This is a genomic window from Glutamicibacter uratoxydans, from assembly GCF_006539925.1.
Lineage (GTDB): Bacteria > Actinomycetota > Actinomycetes > Actinomycetales > Micrococcaceae > Glutamicibacter > Glutamicibacter uratoxydans.
This window is the reverse complement of the sequence record NZ_BJNY01000014.1, coordinates 1-18,121: the sequence shown is the minus strand read 5'-3', so window position 1 is coordinate 18,121 and position 18,121 is coordinate 1. Positions and strand designations below refer to the sequence as shown.

Annotated in this window: 17 protein-coding genes and 1 pseudogene; 7 read left to right on the top strand and 11 right to left on the bottom strand. The window is 63.5% G+C overall.

Going from position 1 to position 18,121, the window contains the following annotated elements; translation table 11 throughout:
* Positions 1–27: 27 nt before the first annotated feature.
* Positions 28–756 (top strand): VIT1/CCC1 transporter family protein, encoded by a 729-nt coding sequence (locus tag AUR04nite_RS12470; RefSeq protein WP_170184199.1) that lies wholly within the window; start codon positions 28–30, stop codon positions 754–756.
* Here the strand turns inward: AUR04nite_RS12470 and AUR04nite_RS12465 are convergent, their stop codons facing one another.
* Positions 757–2,673: an acetate--CoA ligase gene (locus AUR04nite_RS12465; protein ID WP_141365514.1), complete on the bottom strand. Its 1,917-nt coding sequence runs from the start codon at positions 2,671–2,673 to the stop codon at positions 757–759.
* A gap of 162 nt (positions 2,674–2,835) precedes the next feature.
* Between AUR04nite_RS12465 and AUR04nite_RS12460 the strand changes: the two genes are divergently transcribed.
* From AUR04nite_RS12460 to AUR04nite_RS12435, 6 genes are all read left to right on the top strand, one after another.
* Positions 2,836–3,489, top strand: a complete 654-nt coding sequence (locus AUR04nite_RS12460) for a GntR family transcriptional regulator (protein WP_141365512.1) — start codon at positions 2,836–2,838, stop codon at positions 3,487–3,489.
* A complete protein-coding gene (locus AUR04nite_RS12455) occupies positions 3,486–5,003 on the top strand; it encodes an MmgE/PrpD family protein (protein ID WP_141365510.1) in 1,518 nt (505 codons plus the stop codon). The genes AUR04nite_RS12460 and AUR04nite_RS12455 overlap by 4 nt, the downstream gene beginning before the upstream one ends.
* Positions 5,004–5,933: a methylisocitrate lyase gene (gene prpB / locus AUR04nite_RS12450; RefSeq protein WP_141365508.1), complete on the top strand. Its 930-nt coding sequence runs from the start codon at positions 5,004–5,006 to the stop codon at positions 5,931–5,933.
* A 95-nt stretch (positions 5,934–6,028) separates the two neighbouring features.
* Positions 6,029–7,165, top strand: a complete 1,137-nt coding sequence (locus AUR04nite_RS12445) for a bifunctional 2-methylcitrate synthase/citrate synthase (RefSeq protein WP_141365506.1) — start codon at positions 6,029–6,031, stop codon at positions 7,163–7,165.
* A 136-nt stretch (positions 7,166–7,301) separates the two neighbouring features.
* On the top strand, positions 7,302–7,799 hold the full coding sequence (locus tag AUR04nite_RS12440) for a DUF2975 domain-containing protein (protein ID WP_141365504.1): 498 nt from the start codon (positions 7,302–7,304) through the stop codon (positions 7,797–7,799).
* Positions 7,799–8,080 carry a helix-turn-helix domain-containing protein gene (locus AUR04nite_RS12435; RefSeq protein WP_141365502.1) on the top strand — a complete coding sequence of 94 codons (282 nt, stop codon included), beginning with the start codon at positions 7,799–7,801 and terminating at the stop codon, positions 8,078–8,080. The genes AUR04nite_RS12440 and AUR04nite_RS12435 overlap by 1 nt, the downstream gene beginning before the upstream one ends.
* Here AUR04nite_RS12435 and AUR04nite_RS12430 read toward each other — a convergent pair.
* From AUR04nite_RS12430 to AUR04nite_RS17940, 10 genes and pseudogenes are all read right to left on the bottom strand, one after another.
* Positions 8,058–8,564: an 8-oxo-dGTP diphosphatase gene (locus AUR04nite_RS12430; RefSeq protein WP_141365500.1), complete on the bottom strand. Its 507-nt coding sequence runs from the start codon at positions 8,562–8,564 to the stop codon at positions 8,058–8,060. The genes AUR04nite_RS12435 and AUR04nite_RS12430 overlap by 23 nt on opposite strands.
* A 4-nt stretch (positions 8,565–8,568) precedes the next feature.
* Positions 8,569–9,492 (bottom strand): site-specific tyrosine recombinase XerD, encoded by a 924-nt coding sequence (gene xerD, locus AUR04nite_RS12425; protein ID WP_141365498.1) that lies wholly within the window; start codon positions 9,490–9,492, stop codon positions 8,569–8,571.
* Positions 9,493–9,504: 12 nt separating this feature from the next.
* Positions 9,505–10,146 carry an NUDIX domain-containing protein gene (locus tag AUR04nite_RS12420; RefSeq protein ID WP_141365496.1) on the bottom strand — a complete coding sequence of 214 codons (642 nt, stop codon included), beginning with the start codon at positions 10,144–10,146 and terminating at the stop codon, positions 9,505–9,507.
* Positions 10,147–10,278: 132 nt separating this feature from the next.
* The gene (locus tag AUR04nite_RS12415) at positions 10,279–11,964 is read right to left on the bottom strand and encodes a CTP synthase (protein ID WP_141365494.1); all 1,686 of its coding nucleotides are present in this window, start codon (positions 11,962–11,964) and stop codon (positions 10,279–10,281) included.
* Between the two features lie 107 nt (positions 11,965–12,071).
* Complete coding sequence (gene recN, locus AUR04nite_RS12410; RefSeq protein ID WP_141365492.1) at positions 12,072–13,826, bottom strand: DNA repair protein RecN; 1,755 nt, start codon at positions 13,824–13,826, stop codon at positions 12,072–12,074.
* 120 nt (positions 13,827–13,946) lie between these two features.
* Positions 13,947–14,981 carry an NAD kinase gene (locus AUR04nite_RS12405; RefSeq protein WP_141365490.1) on the bottom strand — a complete coding sequence of 345 codons (1,035 nt, stop codon included), beginning with the start codon at positions 14,979–14,981 and terminating at the stop codon, positions 13,947–13,949.
* A gap of 87 nt (positions 14,982–15,068) precedes the next feature.
* Entirely contained in the window at positions 15,069–15,881 is an 813-nt protein-coding gene (locus tag AUR04nite_RS12400) for a TlyA family RNA methyltransferase (RefSeq protein WP_141365488.1), read from the bottom strand.
* A complete protein-coding gene (locus AUR04nite_RS12395) occupies positions 15,878–16,078 on the bottom strand; it encodes a hypothetical protein (protein WP_141365486.1) in 201 nt (66 codons plus the stop codon). Before AUR04nite_RS12395 ends, AUR04nite_RS12400 begins: the two co-directional genes overlap by 4 nt.
* Positions 16,075–17,091 (bottom strand): HAD-IIA family hydrolase, encoded by a 1,017-nt coding sequence (locus AUR04nite_RS12390; RefSeq protein ID WP_141365484.1) that lies wholly within the window; start codon positions 17,089–17,091, stop codon positions 16,075–16,077. Before AUR04nite_RS12390 ends, AUR04nite_RS12395 begins: the two co-directional genes overlap by 4 nt.
* 57 nt (positions 17,092–17,148) lie before the next feature.
* Positions 17,149–18,121: pseudogene (locus tag AUR04nite_RS17940) on the bottom strand (hypothetical protein); the annotation flags it as partial.

The window sequence follows — 18,121 nt, the reverse complement described above, 5'->3', positions numbered from 1 at the left end:
TTGTTTTCCCCCGCGCAACTGCGCATGATGGCAACCATGAGCCACACAGCGCCGCATGAAGGCGAAGCCCACGACCAGCCCCGCGTGGGGCAGAAGCTGAACTGGCTGCGCGCCGGGGTGCTCGGAGCCAACGACGGCATCGTCTCGGTGGCTGGCGTCGTCGTCGGCGTCGCCGCCGCCACGCCGCAGAACATTCCCGCCATCGCCACCGCAGGCATCGCCGCGCTGGTCGCCGGGGCCTTCTCCATGGCCGGCGGCGAATACGTGTCGGTCAGCACCCAGCGCGACACCGAGAAGGCGATGATCGAGACTGAACTGGCCGAGCTGCGCGAACAGCCGGCACAAGAGCTGGAGGAACTGGCAGGCTTCTACCGCGAGCGCGGCCTGTCCGAGCACCTGGCCGCCCAGGTGGCCGAGGAGCTGACAGCCCACGACGCGCTGGCGGCGCACGCCGAGGTGGAGCTGGGCATCGACCCCGGGGACCTGACCAGCCCGCTGGGCGCGGCCCTGTCCTCCTTCATCGCCTTCACCATCGGCGCGGCCATCCCGCTGCTGATGGTCTTCCTGCCCTTTGGGCGCCCCGTGGTGAACACCGCTGTCGCCGTGGTGCTCGGGCTGTTCCTGACCGGATGGATCAGCGCCACCTTGGGCAAGGCGCCGCGCGGGCCGGCAGTGCTGCGCAACGTCGTCATGGGCAGCGCCACCATGGCCGCCACCTACCTGATCGGCCTGCTCTTCGGCGTCGCCGTCTCCTAGCTAGGCTTCCGGGCGCAGCACCGGCAGCAGCGCCTCGATCACCGAGGCGTCCTCGATGGTGGAGGGCACCACATAGTCCTGCCCGTCGGCGATCTGCCGCATGGTCTTGCGCAGGATCTTGCCCGAACGGGTCTTGGGCAGCGCGGCCACCACCTGCACCTGCCTAAAATCGGCCACCGGGCCGATGTGCTCGCGCACCATGGCCACGATCTCGGCGCGTAGCTGCTCCTCGGTGATCTGCACCCCTGATTTGAGCACGACGAACCCGGCGGCGCGCTGCCCCTTGAGCTCATCGGCAAGCCCGATCACCGCGCACTCGGCCACCGCGGAGTGGCTTGCCAGCACCTGTTCCATCGCCCCGGTGGACAGCCGGTGACCCGCCACGTTGATCACGTCGTCGGTGCGCCCCATCACGAATAGGTAGCCGTCCTCGTCGATGAACCCCGAGTCCCCGGTGAGGTAGTACCCGGGAATCTGGCTCAGGTAAGTGTCGATGAAGCGCTGGTCGTTGCCCCACAGCGTGGTCAAAGCGCCAGGCGGCAGCGGCAGCTTCACCACAATATTCCCCTCGCCGCCGGCGGGCACCGCCTCCCCCAGCACGTCGCGGATCTGCACGTCGAAGCCGGGCACCGGGGTGGTCGGGCTGCCGGCCTTGGCGGGCAGCTGCTCAAGTCCCAACGGATTCGAGGCGATCGGCCAGCCGGTTTCGGTCTGCCACCAGTTATCCACCACCGGCACGCCCAGCAGCGAGACGGCGAAATGATAGGTGTCCGGATCCAGGCGCTCGCCGGCGACGAACAGCGCCCGCAGCGTTGACAGGTCGTGCCCGGTGAGCAGCCCGCCGCCCGGATCCGCCTTGCGCACCGCACGCAGCGCGGTGGGCGCGGTGAACATCGTGGTGACCTTGTGCTCCTGGATGATCCTGCCGAATACCCCGGCGTCGGGAGTGCCCACCGGCTTGCCCTCGTAGAGCACCGTGGCAGCCCCGGCAATCAACGGCCCGTAGACGATATACGAATGCCCGACGACCCAGCCCACGTCGCTGGCGGTGAACATGACATCGCCCTCGTGCACGTCGTAGACCGCGTTCATGGAGAACTGCAGCGCGGTGCCGTAGCCGCCGGTGTCCCGCACCACCCCCTTGGGCGTGCCGGTGGTGCCGGAGGTGTACAGCACATAGAGCGGATGGGTGGAGGGCACCGGCACAGGATCGGCCGGCTCAGCATGTGCGGCGAGGCGGTCCCAGTCGTGCCAGGCCACGCGATGCCCATTGAAGGACTGCCCGTCGTATTCGCATGTCCCGTGCTCGAATCCTTCGCGGTGGGCGACGATGACGTCCCTGACCTCCGGCTGGGCCAGCTCCAGGGCTTCGGCCACCGCCGGCAGGTATTCGATCCTGCGCGCCGGCTCGATGCCTCCGGAAGCCGTCACGACGGCGACCGGGGCGCAGTCGGTGATGCGGGCGGCGAGCTCCTTGGGCGCAAATCCGCCGAACACCACCGAATGCACCGCGCCGATCCGCGCGCAGGCAAGCATGGCGATGGCCGCCTGCGGGATCATCGGCAGGTAGATCAGCACCCGGTCCCCGGCCTGCACCCCACGCTCGCGCAGCACCCCGGCAAAAACAGCCACCTGCTGGAGCAGCTGCGAGTAGGTGTAGGTCGTGGAGGTCCCCAGCATGGCCGAATCGTAGATCAGCGCCGCTTGGTCCCCGCGGCCGGCCGCCACGTGCCGGTCCAGCGCGTTGGCCGAAAGGTTCAGCTCGCCGTCCGGGAACCAGCTGTACAGCGGCGCCCGCGATTCGTCGACAGCGATGCTCGGCATGCGCTCCCACTCAAGTTTTTCTGCGGCTTGGAGCCAGAACTGCGACGGGTTTTCTGTGGCCTGGGCATAGGCCCTGCGGTATTCCTGCGCCATGTTCTTCCTTCCCGCGAACCCGGCGGCCCGCCCCTGGACTATGCACCCAGCCTATGGCGCAGATCACAGCAAGACAATGGGCTTGTATACACATTTTGGAGTTTTATCGATATATCACGAGGAGCTTCGCCCATTGCCCGTTTTTATGTATACACTCGAAGCATGAGAGCGAGCGACAAGGTCTACGACACCCTGCGCACCGAAATCGTCGAATGGCAGCTGGTCCCCGGTACCGTGCTTGCCGAGGTCGAACAGTCCGAGCGCCTAGGCGTCTCGCGCACCCCGGTGCGCGAAGCCCTGGCCCGCCTGGTGGCCGACGGGCTGGCAGTCGCCCAGCGCGGGCGTGGCGTCGTCGTCTCCGAGGTCGGCAAGGACCATCTGGAGGACCTGTTCGTCCTGCGCCGCGTGCTTGAATGCGAAAACGCCAGGCTTGCCGCCGACTCCGCCCACGCCGGTGAATTCGCCGAACTAGCCCAAGCCTTCGACCGCGCCGCCGCCCAGGAGTCCATGCCGGATGCCGCCAGCGGCTACTACCAACTGGTCGCGCGGCTCGATGAGTCGATCGACCAGGCCGCCGGCAACTCCTACCTGTCTGCCGCGCTGCGCAACCTGCGCGTCCACCTGCAGCGGGTCCGCCGGCTGGCCCAGGACAATCCGCAGCGGCTGCGCGCCTCGGCAAGGGAACACGCATCCATCGCCTGGGCCATCGCCCAGAAGAATCCGGATCTCGCAGCGGCGGCCACCACCGTGCACTTGCACCAGTCTTTAACGCACATCAAGAACTACACCCCCACCACCGAAAGGCAGCATCCATGATCAATCACCCAGTGCGCGTCTACCGCTCCGAAGAAAACCTGGCCCGCGAGGACCAGCTGGCCCACAAGATCGCCGTCGTCGCAGCAGACCCGGTCGAGGTCGGCGACGAGGTGCGCGAAATGATCATCAACCGCATCATCGACAACGCCTCGGTGGCCATCGCCTCGCTGAACCGCGGCCCGATCATCGCAGCCCGCGCCCAGGCGCTGGCCCACGCCCCATCCACCGGCGGCGCCGGCGCCCACATCTTCGGCATCAGTCAGAAGGTCTCCCCCGAATGGGCCGCCTGGGCCAACGGCGTGGCAGTGCGCGAGCTGGATTACCATGACACCTTCCTGTCCGCCGAGTACTCCCACCCGGGCGACAACATCCCGCCGATCCTCGCCGTGGCCCAGCACACCGGAGCGTCGGGCCGCGATTTGATCCGCGGCATCGCCACCGGCTACGAAATCCAGGTGGACCTGGTCAAGGCCATCAGCCTGCACAAGCACAAGATCGACCACGTCGCCCACCTGGGCCCGTCGGCCGCCGCCGGCATCGGCACCCTGCTGGGGCTGGATATCGAAACCATCTTCCAGGCAGTGGGCCAGGGCCTGCACACCACCACCGCCACCCGCCAGTCGCGCAAGGGCGAAATCTCCACCTGGAAGGCCCACGCCCCTGCCTTTGCTGGCAAGATGGCCATCGAGGCAGCCGACCGCGCCATGCGCGGACAGACCTCGCCGGTGCCGATCTATGAGGGCGAAGACGGCGTCATCGCCTGGATGCTCGATGGCCCGGATGCCGCCTACGAGGTGCCGCTGCCCGAGGCCGGCGAAGCCAAGCGCGCCATCTTGGACACCTACACCAAGGAACACTCTGCCGAATACCAGGCCCAAGCCTGGATCGACCTGGCTCGCAAGCTGCACTCCGAGCACCCGGAAGCCACCGACCCGAAGAACGTGGCCTCCGTGCTGATCAAAACCAGCCACCACACCCACTACGTGATCGGCTCCGGCGCCAACGACCCGCAGAAGTACGATCCGACCGCCAGCCGCGAAACCCTGGACCACTCGATCCCGTACATCTTCACCGTCGCACTGCAGGACGGCGCCTGGCACCACGTGGACTCCTACGCTCCGGAACGCGCAGGCCGCGCTGACACCGTCGAGCTGTGGCACAAGGTCACCACCGAGGAAGACCCGGAGTGGACCCGCCGCTACCACTCGCTGGACATCAACGAGAAAGCCTTCGGCGGCAGCGTGGAAATCACCCTGAACGACGGCACCGTGATCACCGATCAGATCGCCGTGGCCGACGCCCACCCGCTCGGCGCCCGCCCGTTCGCCCGCGAACAGTACGTGAACAAGTTCCGCACCCTGGCTGCCGGGCTGGTGGAAGAGGCGGAGATCGAGCGCTTCATCGCCGCCGCCGAGAACCTTGAAAACCTGGCAGCAGGCGAGCTGGACCAGCTGAACATCACCGCCGCCCCGGGCGTCATCGACCTGGCCAGCGCACCCAAGGGGCTGTTCTAAATGCTGTACTCGACCGTCTCCCCCGCCGCCAAGCGCCGGGCCCTGCGCGAAATGCTCACCCCGGGAGCCGCCCGCCAGTTCCCCGGGGCGTTCAACCCGCTCTCAGCCAAGCTGATCGGCGAGAAGAACTTCGACGGGATCTACATCTCCGGCGCGGTGCTGGCCAATGAGCTGGGTCTGCCGGATATCGGGCTGACCTCGCTGACCGAGGTCGCCACGCGCGCCGGGCAGATCGCCCGCATGAGCGACCTGCCGGCCATCGTGGACGCCGACACAGGATTCGGCGAGCCGATGAACGTGGCCCGCACCATCCAGGAACTTGAATATGCGGGCCTTGCAGGCTGCCACATCGAGGACCAGTACAACCCGAAGCGCTGCGGGCATCTGGACGGCAAGAACGTGGTGGACACCGACACCATGCTCAAGCGCATCGCCGCGGCCGCCGATGCCCGCATCGATGAGAACTTCCTGATCATGGCACGCACCGACATCCGTGCCATCGAAGGCCTGGATTCGGCCATCGACCGGGCCAAAGCCATGGTGGACGCCGGGGCGGACGCCATCTTCCCGGAGGCGATGAAGGACATCTCCGAGTTCGAGGCCGTCTGCAAGGCGGTGGATGTGCCGGTGCTGGCGAACATGACCGAATTCGGCAAGTCCGAGCTGTTCACCCGGGCGCAGCTGGCCGACGGCGGCGTCGCGATGATCATCTACCCGGTGACCCTGCTGCGCAGCGCCATGGGCGCGGCGGAGCGGGTGCTCGACGCGATCGCGCAGGACGGCACCCAGGAACGCGAAGTGGATAACATGTTAACTAGGTCACGCTTGTACGAGCTGGTGGACTACGAGGCATACAACCGTTTTGACACCGGAATCTTCAATTTCCAGGTCCCAACCCTGGATATCGATTCCAACAACGCGAACCTGTAGGCCGGGGCGCAGCATCCCTTGGCCTCCGAGCCGCCGCCGGGCGGCCCGGAGGCCGAGGAACCATAAAGTTTGAGTCAACGAAGAGGAGAACGAGCATGAGTACCGAGGACATCAAGAAGGGCCTTGCAGGAGTCGTCGTCGACTACACCGCCATTTCCAAGGTCAATCCCGAGACCAATTCGCTGCTGTACCGCGGCTACCCGGTGCAGGACTTGGCGGCCTCGAAGTCGTTTGAAGAAGTTGCGCTGCTGCTGTGGACCGGAGAACTGCCCACCCAAAGCCAGCTGACCGAGTTCTGCGCTTTCGAACGCGCCAACCGCGCACTGGATCCAGCGGTGAAGGCCGCAATCGACCTACTTCCGGCCGACTGCCATCCCATGGACGTCTGCCGCACCGCTGTATCGGTGATCGGCGCGAACCACGCCGAAGCCGAGAATTCATCGCCAGAGGCCGAGCTGCTCAAGGCCAAGGAACTGTTTGCGGCGTTCCCCGCCGTCGTGGCCTACGACCAGCGCCGCCGACGCGGGCTGGAGCTAGTGGCCCCGCGCGAGGACCTGGACTACTCCGCCAACTTCCTGTGGATGACCTTCGGCGAGGAGGCGGCGCCGGAAGTAGTCGACGCATTCCGCGTGTCGATGGTGCTTTACGCAGAGCATTCCTTCAATGCCTCCACCTTTACCGCACGCGTGATCACCTCCACGCTCTCCGACCTGCATTCAGCAGTCACCGGCGCCATCGGCGCATTGAAGGGCCCGCTGCACGGCGGAGCCAACGAGGCCGTCATGCACACCTTCACCGAGATCGGCATCAACAAGGACGAATCCCGTGAAGACGCGGCGGCCCGCGCCAAGGCATGGATGGAAGAGGCCTTGGCCGCCAAGAAGAAGGTCATGGGATTCGGCCACCGCGTCTACAAGCACGGAGATTCGCGGGTCCCAACCATGAAGGGCGCGCTGGACAAGATGATCGAGCACTACGGACGCCGCGAGATCCTCGGACTCTACGACGGCTTGGAAGCCGCCATGGACGAAGCAAAGAACATCAAGCCGAACCTCGACTACCCCGCCGGCCCGACATACCACCTGATGGGCTTCGACACCGAGATGTTCACCCCGCTGTTCATCGCTTCGCGCATCATCGGCTGGACGTCGCACATCATGGAACAGCGTGCAAGCAACGCGCTGATCCGCCCGCTCTCCGCCTACAACGGCCCCGAGCAGCGCGCACTCTGACGCACTTCCCTCCCAGAAGGCACCGCCACCCGGCGGTGCCTTCTTTGTGTGCGCAGCGAGGATTGCGCGGCCGGCTGATCAAGAATAAGCTATCGTTTAACGATAGAAACATTCTGCCCTACGATAGGAAATAGCCATGGGTCGAGCGACAGTGACAGCTTTGCGCATCGTTCTTGCATTGGTGCTGGCAGGCACGCTGTTCGTGCAGCTGGTGATGATCCCGATGATTGTGCTCAATTCCTCCCCAGGCACCGGGACCGAACGGATAGTGGAATCATCGTTCCTCGCATACCTGTTTCTCGCCGGGCTGATCATTGAGACCTGTGTGTACTGCGTATGGAAGCTGGCAACCAGGGTAGCCCGCGGCACCGTGTTCGACAGTGCATCGAACAAGTTCGTCGCGCCGATTATCATTTCGATCGGCTGCGGCGCTGTGGCCACCTTCGCCTTTGCCGCCATACTTGCCAGCAGCACCGAAATTGCCCCGGGTGTAGTGCTGCTCTTTGGCGGGGTTGGAGTGCTGCTGGTGGGCGTCGGCGTCATCGTGCTGGTATTGCGCCAGCTGCTCATCCAGGCAACAACCACCCAGTCGCAGGCAGAGGATCTGCGTGCGGAGCTCGGGACGGTGATCTAGTGGCAATCCGCGTAGACATCGACGTCATGCTGGCCCGGCGCAAAATGGCGGTTGGCGAACTGGCATCGCGCATCGGAATCACCCCTGCGAACTTGGCCGTGCTGAAAAACGGCAGGGCCAAAGCTGTGCGCTTCACGACCTTGCAGTCCCTGTGCGAGGTGCTCGACTGCCAGCCCGGAGACCTTCTGGTTTACGAACCGGACGACACGCAGCCGGACGCCGTTGCAGAGACTGGTCCCAGCGGAGAACTGGCTGAAACTACGGCTGCTGCCAATCATTGAATTCCACCCGCTGCACACCGAGGTTGTCCTCGGCCATGACCACCGTCGCGGTGAACTGTTCGCCGTGAACGATCTTCGGCAGCCAGTGGTCGGCGTCCTGCCACATCTGGTCCAGCGGCAGGTCTTCTACGTCGTACCATCGCGCGTCAAGCTCGCTGCTGGGGCGCGGCGTGCCGCTGAATTCATGAGCGGTGAACACTTCGCAGTCCATATCCGAGGCCGGGCGGGCAGGGAAACGGAACAGTACCGTGGCCCTGTGCATCAATAGCTCAGCCGGCGTACTCAGCGACGTCTCTTCGGCCAGCTCGCGCGCAGCTGCCTGCCGGGCGCTCTCCCCCGGTTCGACCTTCCCACCGGGGGCCACCACATTTCCGGCGCCAAAACCGGTGAGCTTTCGCCCCAGCAGGACCTGCTGCGTGCCATGAATTTCCCGCAGGACAAGGGCTAGGACTACTGCTTTGGGGTCGGTGGATTGCTCGCTCATGGGGCTAGTTTACGCGCGGGTGCGCCAACTGGTAAGCCTCACGCAGCGAATCAACGCTTACCTTCGTGTAGATCTGAGTAGTGGTGACCGAGGCATGCCCCAGCAGCTCCTGCACTACTCTCACATCCGCTCCACCCTCCAAAAGGTGGGTGGCAAAAGAATGGCGCAGCGTATGCGGGGAAACTTCTGCGGTAATTCCTGCCTGGGCGGCGGCCTTGGACAAGATCATCCACACCGATTGGCGGGATATTCTTCCTCCGCGCTGGTTCAGGAACAGCGCAGGGGTGCCTTTCCCCTTGGAAGCAAGGCCTGGGCGGGAACGCACCAGATAGTCGCTGACCGCACGCTGCGCATAGCTGCCTACCGGCACCACCCTTTCCTTGGACCCCTTGCCGAAAAGCCGCACCACCGCATCCTGGGCGAAGTGCAGGTCATCGACATCCAGTGCAACGACTTCCGAAATGCGCGCCCCAGTTGAATAGAGGAACTCCAGCATCGCCCGATCGCGCAGCCCCGAAGGGGTTTCAAGGGAGATCGAGTCCAGAATGCGCGTCACCTCGGCAATCGAAATCGCCTTGGGCAGCGATTGTCCCACTGCCGGAGGCTGCACCTCGCGGGCAGGGCTCGGCGTGCAGATCCCTTCCAGCTCCCAATACTTGTGCAGCTGGCGAATCGCGACGGTATGCCGCGCCACCGAACGCGCGCCCAAAGCCGGGTGTTCTTCATCCCCGCGTGCCAGCTGCTGCAGGTAGCCGTTGATGAGACCTTCGGTGATCTGGGCAGGACGGTCCACCCCGGCTTGAGCTAGGGCCGATAAATAGCGGGTCAGGTCCCGCCGATAGGAAGCAAGCGTGTTCTCGGCCAATCCGCGTTCGATGGCCAGGTGCTGCAGATAGCGCCTCAGCGCAAGGCCCAATTCATCTTCCATCTCGAAGCCCTGCTATTGTCCGCGCAGGCCTGGGTGTACGTCGAAAGGCTCCCGAGCATCACGCAGGGTTTCGTAGTTCACCGCGCGGGCCGCCTGGGCCGCGAGCAGTCCTACTGCCGCGGCTGGGTTGTGGATCTTTCCTGCAAGAATTTGGGCAACAGCATCATCCAACGGCACCCAGGCGGTCACCATCTCCGCTTCTTCGTCAGTACGGGTATGGCGCTGGTCTTCAGGAACCAGATGCACCCCGCGAGCCAAGTAGATGCGAATGGCTTCTGAGGAGGATCCTGGGCTCAGGAAGATGTCAGTTAATACCGACCACTGGTCGGCGGTGCGGTCGGCTTCTTCCCAGAGTTCGCGCTTGGCTGCCTCCAGCGGCGGCTCTCCGGCGACGTCGAGCAGTCCTGCTGGCAGCTCCCACAGCCTCATGGCAACCGGGTGTCGGTACTGGTTGATCATCAAGACGCGGTCCTGCTCATCCAGAACCAGGACGCATACCGCTCCGGGATGGCTGATATAGTCCCGCTCGATGCGCGAACTAGGCGACAGCTGGACTGTGTCGTGCAAAACGTCCCAGATCCGCCCCTGATAGACAGTTTCTCGGGCTACCAGCTCGCGGTCTGAAAATTCGTCGGCTACCTGTTGCTTGCTCACGCGTGCCCCCTGGACTGCTTCGTTCTCTTATTGACTATTTCAAGCTTAAATCAGCAGCGCGCCGGTCATGATTGACCGGCGCGCTGCCCTGCTGAAACTACCGTTGTACCGGGTCCCAGCTGATGCTATCTGCTACTTGGCGTCACGCTGTGCAATGGCTGCCGCTACCAGACCTGCAAACAATGGATGAGGTCGGGTTGGACGGCTGGACAGCTCAGGGTGGGCCTGGGTTGAGACGTAGTAAGGGTGTACGTCCTTTGGCAGCTCGACGAATTCAACAAGGCTGTTATCCGGCGAGGTGCCCGAGAAGACCAGACCGTCTTCTTCCAGCTGTGCGCGGTAGGCGTTGTTGACCTCGTAGCGGTGGCGATGGCGTTCCGCGACGTCCGTCTTGCCGTAGGTCTCGGCCACGACCGAGCCTTCCTTCAGCTTTGCGTCGTAGAGGCCCAGGCGCATGGTTCCGCCAAGGTCGCCCTTGCCGTCGACGATGGCCAGCTGCTCTTCCATGGTGGCGATCACTGGAACAGTGGTTTCAGGATCGAATTCGGTGGACGACGCATCGGCCAGACCTGAGACGTTGCGGGCGTACTCGATGACCATCGACTGCAGGCCAAGGCACAGGCCCAGGGTCGGAAGCTTGTGTTCGCGTGCGAACTTCAGCGCACCGAGCTTGCCTTCCAGGCCGCGGATGCCGAAGCCGCCTGGAACACAAATTGCATCAGCGCCGGCGAGAGCCTTCTTTGCACCTGCTTCGGTAGCGCAGTCATCTGCAGGGACCCAGCGGATGTTGACCTTTGCTTCATTGGCAAAGCCGCCGGCCTTCAGCGCCTCGGTGACCGAAAGGTAAGCGTCGGGCAGGTCGATGTACTTGCCGACCAATGCCACGGTGACTTCAGTCTTCGGGTTGTGCACTACGTCCAGCAGGCGATCCCAGTCTTCCCAGTCGACATCGCGGAACTTCATGTCAAGGGTCTGCACGATGTAGGCGTCGAGGCCCTGTGCGTGGATGACCTTTGGAATGTTGTAGATGCTTGGTGCATCGGCGCAGTTGATCACTGCTTCGGTATCAACGTCACAGGTGCGGCCGAGCTTGGCGCGCATCTCATCTGGAATTGGACGATCCGAACGGATGACCAACGCATCAGGCTGGATGCCGATGGAACGCAGGGCCGCGACCGAATGCTGGGTTGGCTTGGTCTTCAGTTCCTGGCTTGGGCCGATGTACGGCACCAGGGATACGTGCACGAAGAATGCGTTCTTGCGGCCGATGTCCTGGCGGACCTGGCGGGCTGCTTCAAGGAATGGCTGGGACTCGATATCGCCGACGGTGCCGCCGATTTCGGTGATGATCACATCTGGAGCCGACTTGCCCGCACCTGGTTCGGTGGCGGCCAAGCGCATGCGGCGCTTGATCTCATCGGTGATGTGGGGAATGACCTGAACGGTGTCGCCCAAGTACTCGCCGCGGCGTTCGCGTTCGAGAACAGTGGAGTACACCTGGCCGGTGGTCACGTTGGCGCTGCCTGGCAGGTTTTCGTCCAGGAAACGTTCGTAGTGGCCAATATCCAGATCGGTCTCGGCGCCGTCGTCGGTAACGAAGACTTCGCCGTGCTGGAATGGGTTCATGGTACCTGGATCAACGTTCAGGTACGGATCGAGCTTCTGCATGGTCACAGAAAGACCACGAGCTCGAAGGAGATGTCCGAGACTGGATGCCGTCAAGCCCTTACCCAGGGAAGAGGCTACGCCACCGGTGACGAAGATATGCTTTGTCGTTTCAGACGACCGAGAATCACGAGTTAAATTACGCTGCACCACGGAATTTCATCCTATCACCATTCCAACAATAAACATCCACATTCACTGTAGTGCACACTTCGGCATTGCCCTAGCACGCACCCGAATTTGCCTGACGACCGCGTCATTTAGGACTTTTTAGCAGGCTGCTCGGTGAGCGAAGACACTAACCTCTGAGCTTCAGACAACAGCTCTTCGGCGTGGGCCTGGGCTGTATCGGATTCTTCCTGCCCCGCCAGCATGCGCGCCAACTCACGCACCCTGTCCTGCTCATCGAGCATGATCACATCGCTGGCGGTGAATCCTGCACCTGCGTTCGATTTGGCATTCGAATTTTTGATGACGCGAATATGGCGATCCGCATAGGCGGCCACCTGCGGCAGGTGAGTCACGACAATGACCTGTACGTGGCGTGCCAGCATGGCCAAGCGCTCGCCAATGCTCACCGCGGCCTTGCCGCCGACGCCCTGGTCGACTTCGTCAAAGACGAATGTCGGCACCGGGTCTACGGCAGCCAGCACCACTTCGATCGCGAGCATGACGCGGGACAGCTCACCGCCGCTGGCGCCCTTGCCCAGCGGCCGCGGCACAGCGCCCGCATGCGGGGCCAGCAGCATGGCAACGGCATCCTGGCCGAAGGCCCCCGGTTCTTCGAGCTCGTTGACTTCGATAACAAGCTTCGCATCAGGCATCGCCAGAGCCGTAAGTTCCGCGGAGACCCTAGTAGCCAACTTCTTGGCCGCCCTACGGCGGGCGTCGCTGAGGTCGGAGGACAGCGCAGCGACTTTCTGTTCGAGGACAACCACTTCAGCTTCGAGCTCCTCGATACGCGAGTCGTCTCCCCCCAGCTCGTCAAGGCGCTTGCGCGAAGCCTCGGCCCAGGCGATCACTTCGTCAATGCTTGGAGCATATTTGCGCATCAGCTTGCTAAGCTCCGCCCGGCGGGACTCGATCTGGGCCAGCAGCTCCGGGCCTTCTTCATCCAAGTCGGCGACATAGCCGCTCAGGTCACTTGAGAGCTCGGCGGCAAGAATTCCCAGTTCCGCGGCCCGCTCGGCAAATCCTGCCAGCGCCGCGTCGTCGCCGCTGGCCTGCGCAAGCACCGACCGGACGGTTTCAACCAGGGTTGTCACACCGGGGTTCTCGAAGTCCTCTGAATCAAGCACCGATTGGGCTTGCAGGCTTGCGTTGCGCAGCGACTCGATATTGCCCAGCTTGATCGACTGCTCGCGCAATGCTTCGTCCTCGCCCGGCTGCGGATCAAGCGAGTCGATTTCATCAAGCGCCAAGCGCAGGTTCTCTGCTTCACGCACGCGGTTGCGGGAATCCTGCTTCAGCGAGGCCAGCTCCTTGGCAGCGGCACGCCACAGCCGGTAGTTGCGCTGGTAGCTGCTCAGCGTGCGGGCCAGGGAAGAACCCGCAAAACGGTCCAGTGCGTCCCGCTGGGCGCCGGGGTCCTTGAGCCTGATCTGGTCGGACTGGCCATGCACAGCAACCAGCTCCTGCCCCAGCTCGGCCAGCAGGCCCACCGGCGCGCTGCGTCCGCCTACGGTGGCGCGGGAGCGACCTTGGGAGGATAGCGAACGGGACAGCAGCAGCTCGCTGCATCCGTCAGCGGGCTCTATGAACGCGCCGGCCTGCGCCGCCGCATCAAGTACGTGATGGTCGGGATCCAGATGCACCACGGCCTCAGCCAGCGCGTGGTCAGCGCCGTTGCGCACCGCGCCTGCATCGGCACGCCGCCCGAGCAGCAGCGAAAGCGCAGTGATCACCATGGTCTTGCCCGCGCCGGTTTCGCCGGTGACAACGGTGAGCCCCGGTCCCAGTGGAAGGGTGGCGTTGGTGATGACGCCGAGGTTGGAGATCGAGATTTCCTGAATCATGGCCTGCTCCCGAAAGTCGAGTTCATGTTCGATCGTGCAGGATTAGTATATGTGTTCTAAGCGCAGTTTCGTAGCTACATTCGAACATGTGGAAAACTCGTGGCGCAGTCTCGGACGGTGCTAGTGCTCCTGCGACGAGTCCTCGGGGCGGCCAACCATCGGAATGCTCGGTTCGTCCTTATGGTGCGGCTCGACGCTTTGCATGCCGGGCACGATCACCGGCAGCGCGGTGGTAGCAGTCCGCCGCTTGTCTTCCTTGGCTGGGCCGCGCCATCCGGTGATCGGGAGCTCGAATTTGTTGACCAGGCGTTCGGAGAATGGGGTGGTGTTCATGCGCGCCAGGCGCACTGGAGTGGCGCTGCGGGTGACCTCAATTCGCGCTCCCGGCGGCAGATCCAGTGTGCGGCGCCCATCGCACCACAGCACAGCAGTGGCGTCGGTGCGGGTGAGCATTTCAACGGCCATGGTGGAGGTCGGGGAAACAACCAGCGGCTTGGCGAACAGGGCATGGGCGGAGATCGGCACCATGATCAGCGCCGCAACATCCGGCCAGACAACGGGCCCTCCGGCGGAAAACGAGTAGGCGGTGGAACCGGTAGGCGTTGCCATCACGACGCCGTCGCAGCCGAAGGTGGAGATCGGGCGCCCGTCGACTTCGATGACTACCTCGACCATGCGTTCGCGGTTGGCCTTCTCCACTGCGGCCTCGTTCAGCGCCCAGGTTTCGGCCAGGCACACGTTGTCCGCCCAGACCTTGACCTCGATGGTCATGCGCTCTTCGACCGTGTAGCTTCCGTTGACGATGGCGGCCACGGTGGCTTCCAGTTCGCTGCGCTCCGCCTCTGCAAGGAAGCCGACATGTCCAAGGTTTACGCCCACCAGCGGCAGGGCTGCATCGCGGACCAGTTCTGCCGCGCGCAGCACCGAACCGTCGCCGCCCAGCACCACCCCGAGGTCGATGTCGTCGAGCTGGCAGTCCACATCCAGGATCTGTACCCCCGGCACTGGTTCGCCCACTGCCTGGGTCAACGCGGCCTGGTCTTTGGCCCGCATGACCGGAACGATCCCGGCGGCTGAAAGCAGGGAGCAGGTTTCAAGGGTGGCGACTACCGCGTCCCTACGGCCGGTGTGGGTGAAGACAAGGATTCGGCGCAAGGCGGTGTGCCCCTCTCAACGATGATGGGTGCGTCAGGTCTGCCGCGCTGGGACCTGCATTAACCAGCAGGTCTTGCCGCAACAGTTCTAAGAATAGTCAACGCTCTGTAGCATTGCAGAGTTTGCCACGTCATCTTCGGTAGCTTCTTGAGCTCCTTGCGCCGACCCCGGGGCTGCGAGCCAGAGGAAGAATTCAGCGTTGCCGTCCTGCCCGGCCAGTGGGCTGCGGGCCAGTCCGCGTAGCGTCAATCCTGCGCTCTTCGCCTTGGCGATCACCGCTTCCACCGCGCTGCGGCGCAGCTGCGGGTCGGTCACCACGCCGGTGCGGTTCAGATGTCCGCGTCCCACTTCGAATTGGGGCTTGACCATGAGCACCAGCGAGCCGCCGGGTTTGGTCGCGCCCGCGAGGGCATCGAGCACCAAGGTCAGCGAAATGAATGACAAATCGGCTACTACCAGGTCGACAACTCCACCAATATCTGATGGCTCCAGGTACCGGACATTCAATCCTTCAAGGACCACGACGCGGCGGTCCTCTCGGATCTGGTCAACCAACTGCCCATGTCCGACGTCTGCCGCGACGACTTGCCGTGCTCCGCGGCGCAGCAGCACATCGGTGAATCCACCGGTCGACGCGCCCGCGTCCAAACAGCGCAAGCCTTCTGGGGAAATAGTCGTGAATACATCTAGTGCCCCGGCAAGCTTGTGCCCTGCGCGGGAGACGTATTCTTCGCCCTGCGCCGCGATGACTTCAAGTACTGCCTCGGGCTCGACCTTCTTGGAAGCTTTGGTGCACAGTACGCCGCTGAGCGTGACGCGCTGGGCTTCGATCAGCTTCGCGGCTTCAGTTCGAGAGCGTGCAAGCCCCCTGGCTACCAGTTCCTGGTCCAGCCTGCTCATGCTCCATGCTCCGAACTGTTCAGCTCCTGCTGCAGCCCTTCCAACAATGATTCGTAGATCCGGGCATGCTCGGTGACGTCGTGGTCTGCCAGCGAAGACAAGGCAGATTCAAGTTCATGTTCATCTAGGCGCCGTACAGGGGCGGCGGGACGCGGATCCCGTGGGCTGGGAATCCCAGCTGCTCCGAACTGGCTCATGCGTTCTCCCCCGTCTTGCGGCGCAGCATCTGCAGCCCTCGGGAAGTGAATTCGATGTCTGGACTCTGGTGGGTCTGCTGGCGGGGATGTGCCAGCCACCAGGCATGGCAGGCGGCGCGCCAAGCGTTCAAGTCTGATTCGTTGCCGTCTACTTGAATCGAGCCGTCCTTGATGCGGGCCACGGTGTCGCCGACCTGCACTCCGTAGCCGAGCACCTTGATGGTTGGATACGGCCGATAGATGTCGGCAAGAGTGGAGATCAGGTAGTTGGGGCGCTCCTGCACCGGTGCGCCCAGTGCGGTCTGCGGGGTATCCACGCCGGTGAGCACCAACGCAGTGGAGAAGCCCGCGTGGAAGCCGCCGAGGATGTCGGTGTCCAGGCGGTCCCCGAGAACCAGCGGACGCTTGGCATCCAGACGGTCTGCAGCGCGCGTGAAAAGGTAGGATTCCGGCTTGCCCGCTACCCGCGGGGTCACACCGGTGGCAAGCTTGACCGCATGAACCAATGATCCGTTGCCCGGGGCGATGCCCTCGGCGCGCGGAATTGTCAGGTCGGTGTTCGTCGCCACCCATTTTGCCCCGTTGTTAATGGCGTAGGATGCCTGGGCGAGGTCATTCCAGGAGACGTCCGGGTCGAATCCCTGGATGACCGCCACGGGCTCGTCCAGATGGGATTCGACCACTTCAAGGCCCCGCACCGCGATGCATTCACGCAGGTACGGGGACCCGACAACCAACACCTTGCTGCCCGGATTCAACTCGCGGGCCAAGAGCTCGGCTCCAGCATCTGCCGAGCCGAAGACCTGCTCCGCGCTGGTCTTCACACCCAGCTTGCGCAGATGGGCGGCGACAGACATTGGCGAACGCCCCGCATTGTTCGTAATGAACGCGTGCGCAACGTTGACTTCAGCCAAGGTATTCAGCGATTCAACTGCGTCTTCGATCGGGTCCGGGCCGGCGTAGACGACGCCGTCCAGGTCGGAGAGCACAGCATCAAATCCGGAGATCAGCATGTGGTGGTGGTTCCTACTTCTTGAAGCTAACTAGTACTACTGCGAGTCTACGGTGTACTAGTTCTCTTCGCTGTCCTCGGCTGCCTGGACAGCCTCCGATTCAGCTGCTTCATCTGTTGCAGGGACCTCGTTCAGGCCGTCCTCTTCATCGATGCCAGTCTGCTCGGCAGCATCGTCAGCTTCCGGTGCTTCCTCGGCGTCGGCGTCCTGGTCTGCTTCAACGAGATCGCGTGCACGAGGAGTTTCCTCTTCCTCATCCATCTCTGGGGCCAGATCGACGATGAAGGACTCGGTCTCTTCTTCGATGCCCAATGCGCGTTCGGCTACAGCTACCTGCTTTTCCCAGCGGGCAGCTTCTTCAGAGCGGCCAGCAGCAGCCAGCAGCTCTGCATAAACTGCGAACAGGCGAGGGCTGAAGGAGAAGGCGCGGTTGAAGTCCAGCTGTTCCAATGATTCCAGCTCAGCCAAGGCCTGATCCAGTTTGCCCAGATCAGCGTAGCTGCCGGCGGCAACAATCTGCATCTCGACCTTGACTGCTGGCTCCAGGTTCGCGCATTCCTCGGACTGCGCCAACTCGATAGCCTTCTCGACGCGGCCTAGGCCGCGCAGGGAGTCGGCGATCAATGGCAGGTTGTAGTCAGAACCTGAAATACGGCGATGGGTGCGCAGCTCACGCAATGCATCTGCATATTTGCCTGCGTGGTATGCGGCAATGCCGACGGCTTCGCGGACTACCGCTACACGGCCGCCACGGCGTGAGGCTGCCAGGGTGTGTTCGTAGGCAAGCTCTGGATCTTCTTCCAGCAGACGCCCTGCCATGACTAGGTGCTTGGCAACCCATGATGCTGAGCGGTCTTCAAGGTAACGCAGCTGGGCGCGAGCGACGCGGTCCAACTCCTTACCGGTGACATCCTCATCGATTTCTGGAGACTGGGCGCGGTCAGCACGGTTCGAGATACGAAGATCGCCCGGGTTGTGGGCGCGAGGAGCCTGTGCCTGTGGATCTTCAAATTTCTTCTGCTCGCGTGGC

Bases quoted from the DNA above. Each gene is read 5' to 3' on its own strand.
- AUR04nite_RS12460 (WP_141365512.1), top strand. From the start codon at position 2,836: ATGAGAGCGAGCGACAAGGTCTACGACACCCTGCGCACCGAAATCGTC.
- AUR04nite_RS12430 (WP_141365500.1), bottom strand. From the start codon at position 8,564: ATGAGCGAGCAATCCACCGACCCCAAAGCAGTAGTCCTAGCCCTTGTC.
- AUR04nite_RS12445 (WP_141365506.1), top strand. From the start codon at position 6,029: ATGAGTACCGAGGACATCAAGAAGGGCCTTGCAGGAGTCGTCGTCGAC.
- xerD (WP_141365498.1), bottom strand. From the start codon at position 9,492: ATGGAAGATGAATTGGGCCTTGCGCTGAGGCGCTATCTGCAGCACCTG.
- AUR04nite_RS12400 (WP_141365488.1), bottom strand. From the start codon at position 15,881: ATGAGCAGGCTGGACCAGGAACTGGTAGCCAGGGGGCTTGCACGCTCT.
- AUR04nite_RS12390 (WP_141365484.1), bottom strand. From the start codon at position 17,091: ATGCTGATCTCCGGATTTGATGCTGTGCTCTCCGACCTGGACGGCGTC.
- AUR04nite_RS12440 (WP_141365504.1), top strand. From the start codon at position 7,302: ATGGGTCGAGCGACAGTGACAGCTTTGCGCATCGTTCTTGCATTGGTG.
- AUR04nite_RS12395 (WP_141365486.1), bottom strand. From the start codon at position 16,078: ATGAGCCAGTTCGGAGCAGCTGGGATTCCCAGCCCACGGGATCCGCGT.
- AUR04nite_RS12470 (WP_170184199.1), top strand. From the start codon at position 28: ATGGCAACCATGAGCCACACAGCGCCGCATGAAGGCGAAGCCCACGAC.
- recN (WP_141365492.1), bottom strand. From the start codon at position 13,826: ATGATTCAGGAAATCTCGATCTCCAACCTCGGCGTCATCACCAACGCC.
- AUR04nite_RS12465 (WP_141365514.1), bottom strand. From the start codon at position 2,673: ATGGCGCAGGAATACCGCAGGGCCTATGCCCAGGCCACAGAAAACCCG.
- AUR04nite_RS12455 (WP_141365510.1), top strand. From the start codon at position 3,486: ATGATCAATCACCCAGTGCGCGTCTACCGCTCCGAAGAAAACCTGGCC.
- prpB (WP_141365508.1), top strand. From the start codon at position 5,004: ATGCTGTACTCGACCGTCTCCCCCGCCGCCAAGCGCCGGGCCCTGCGC.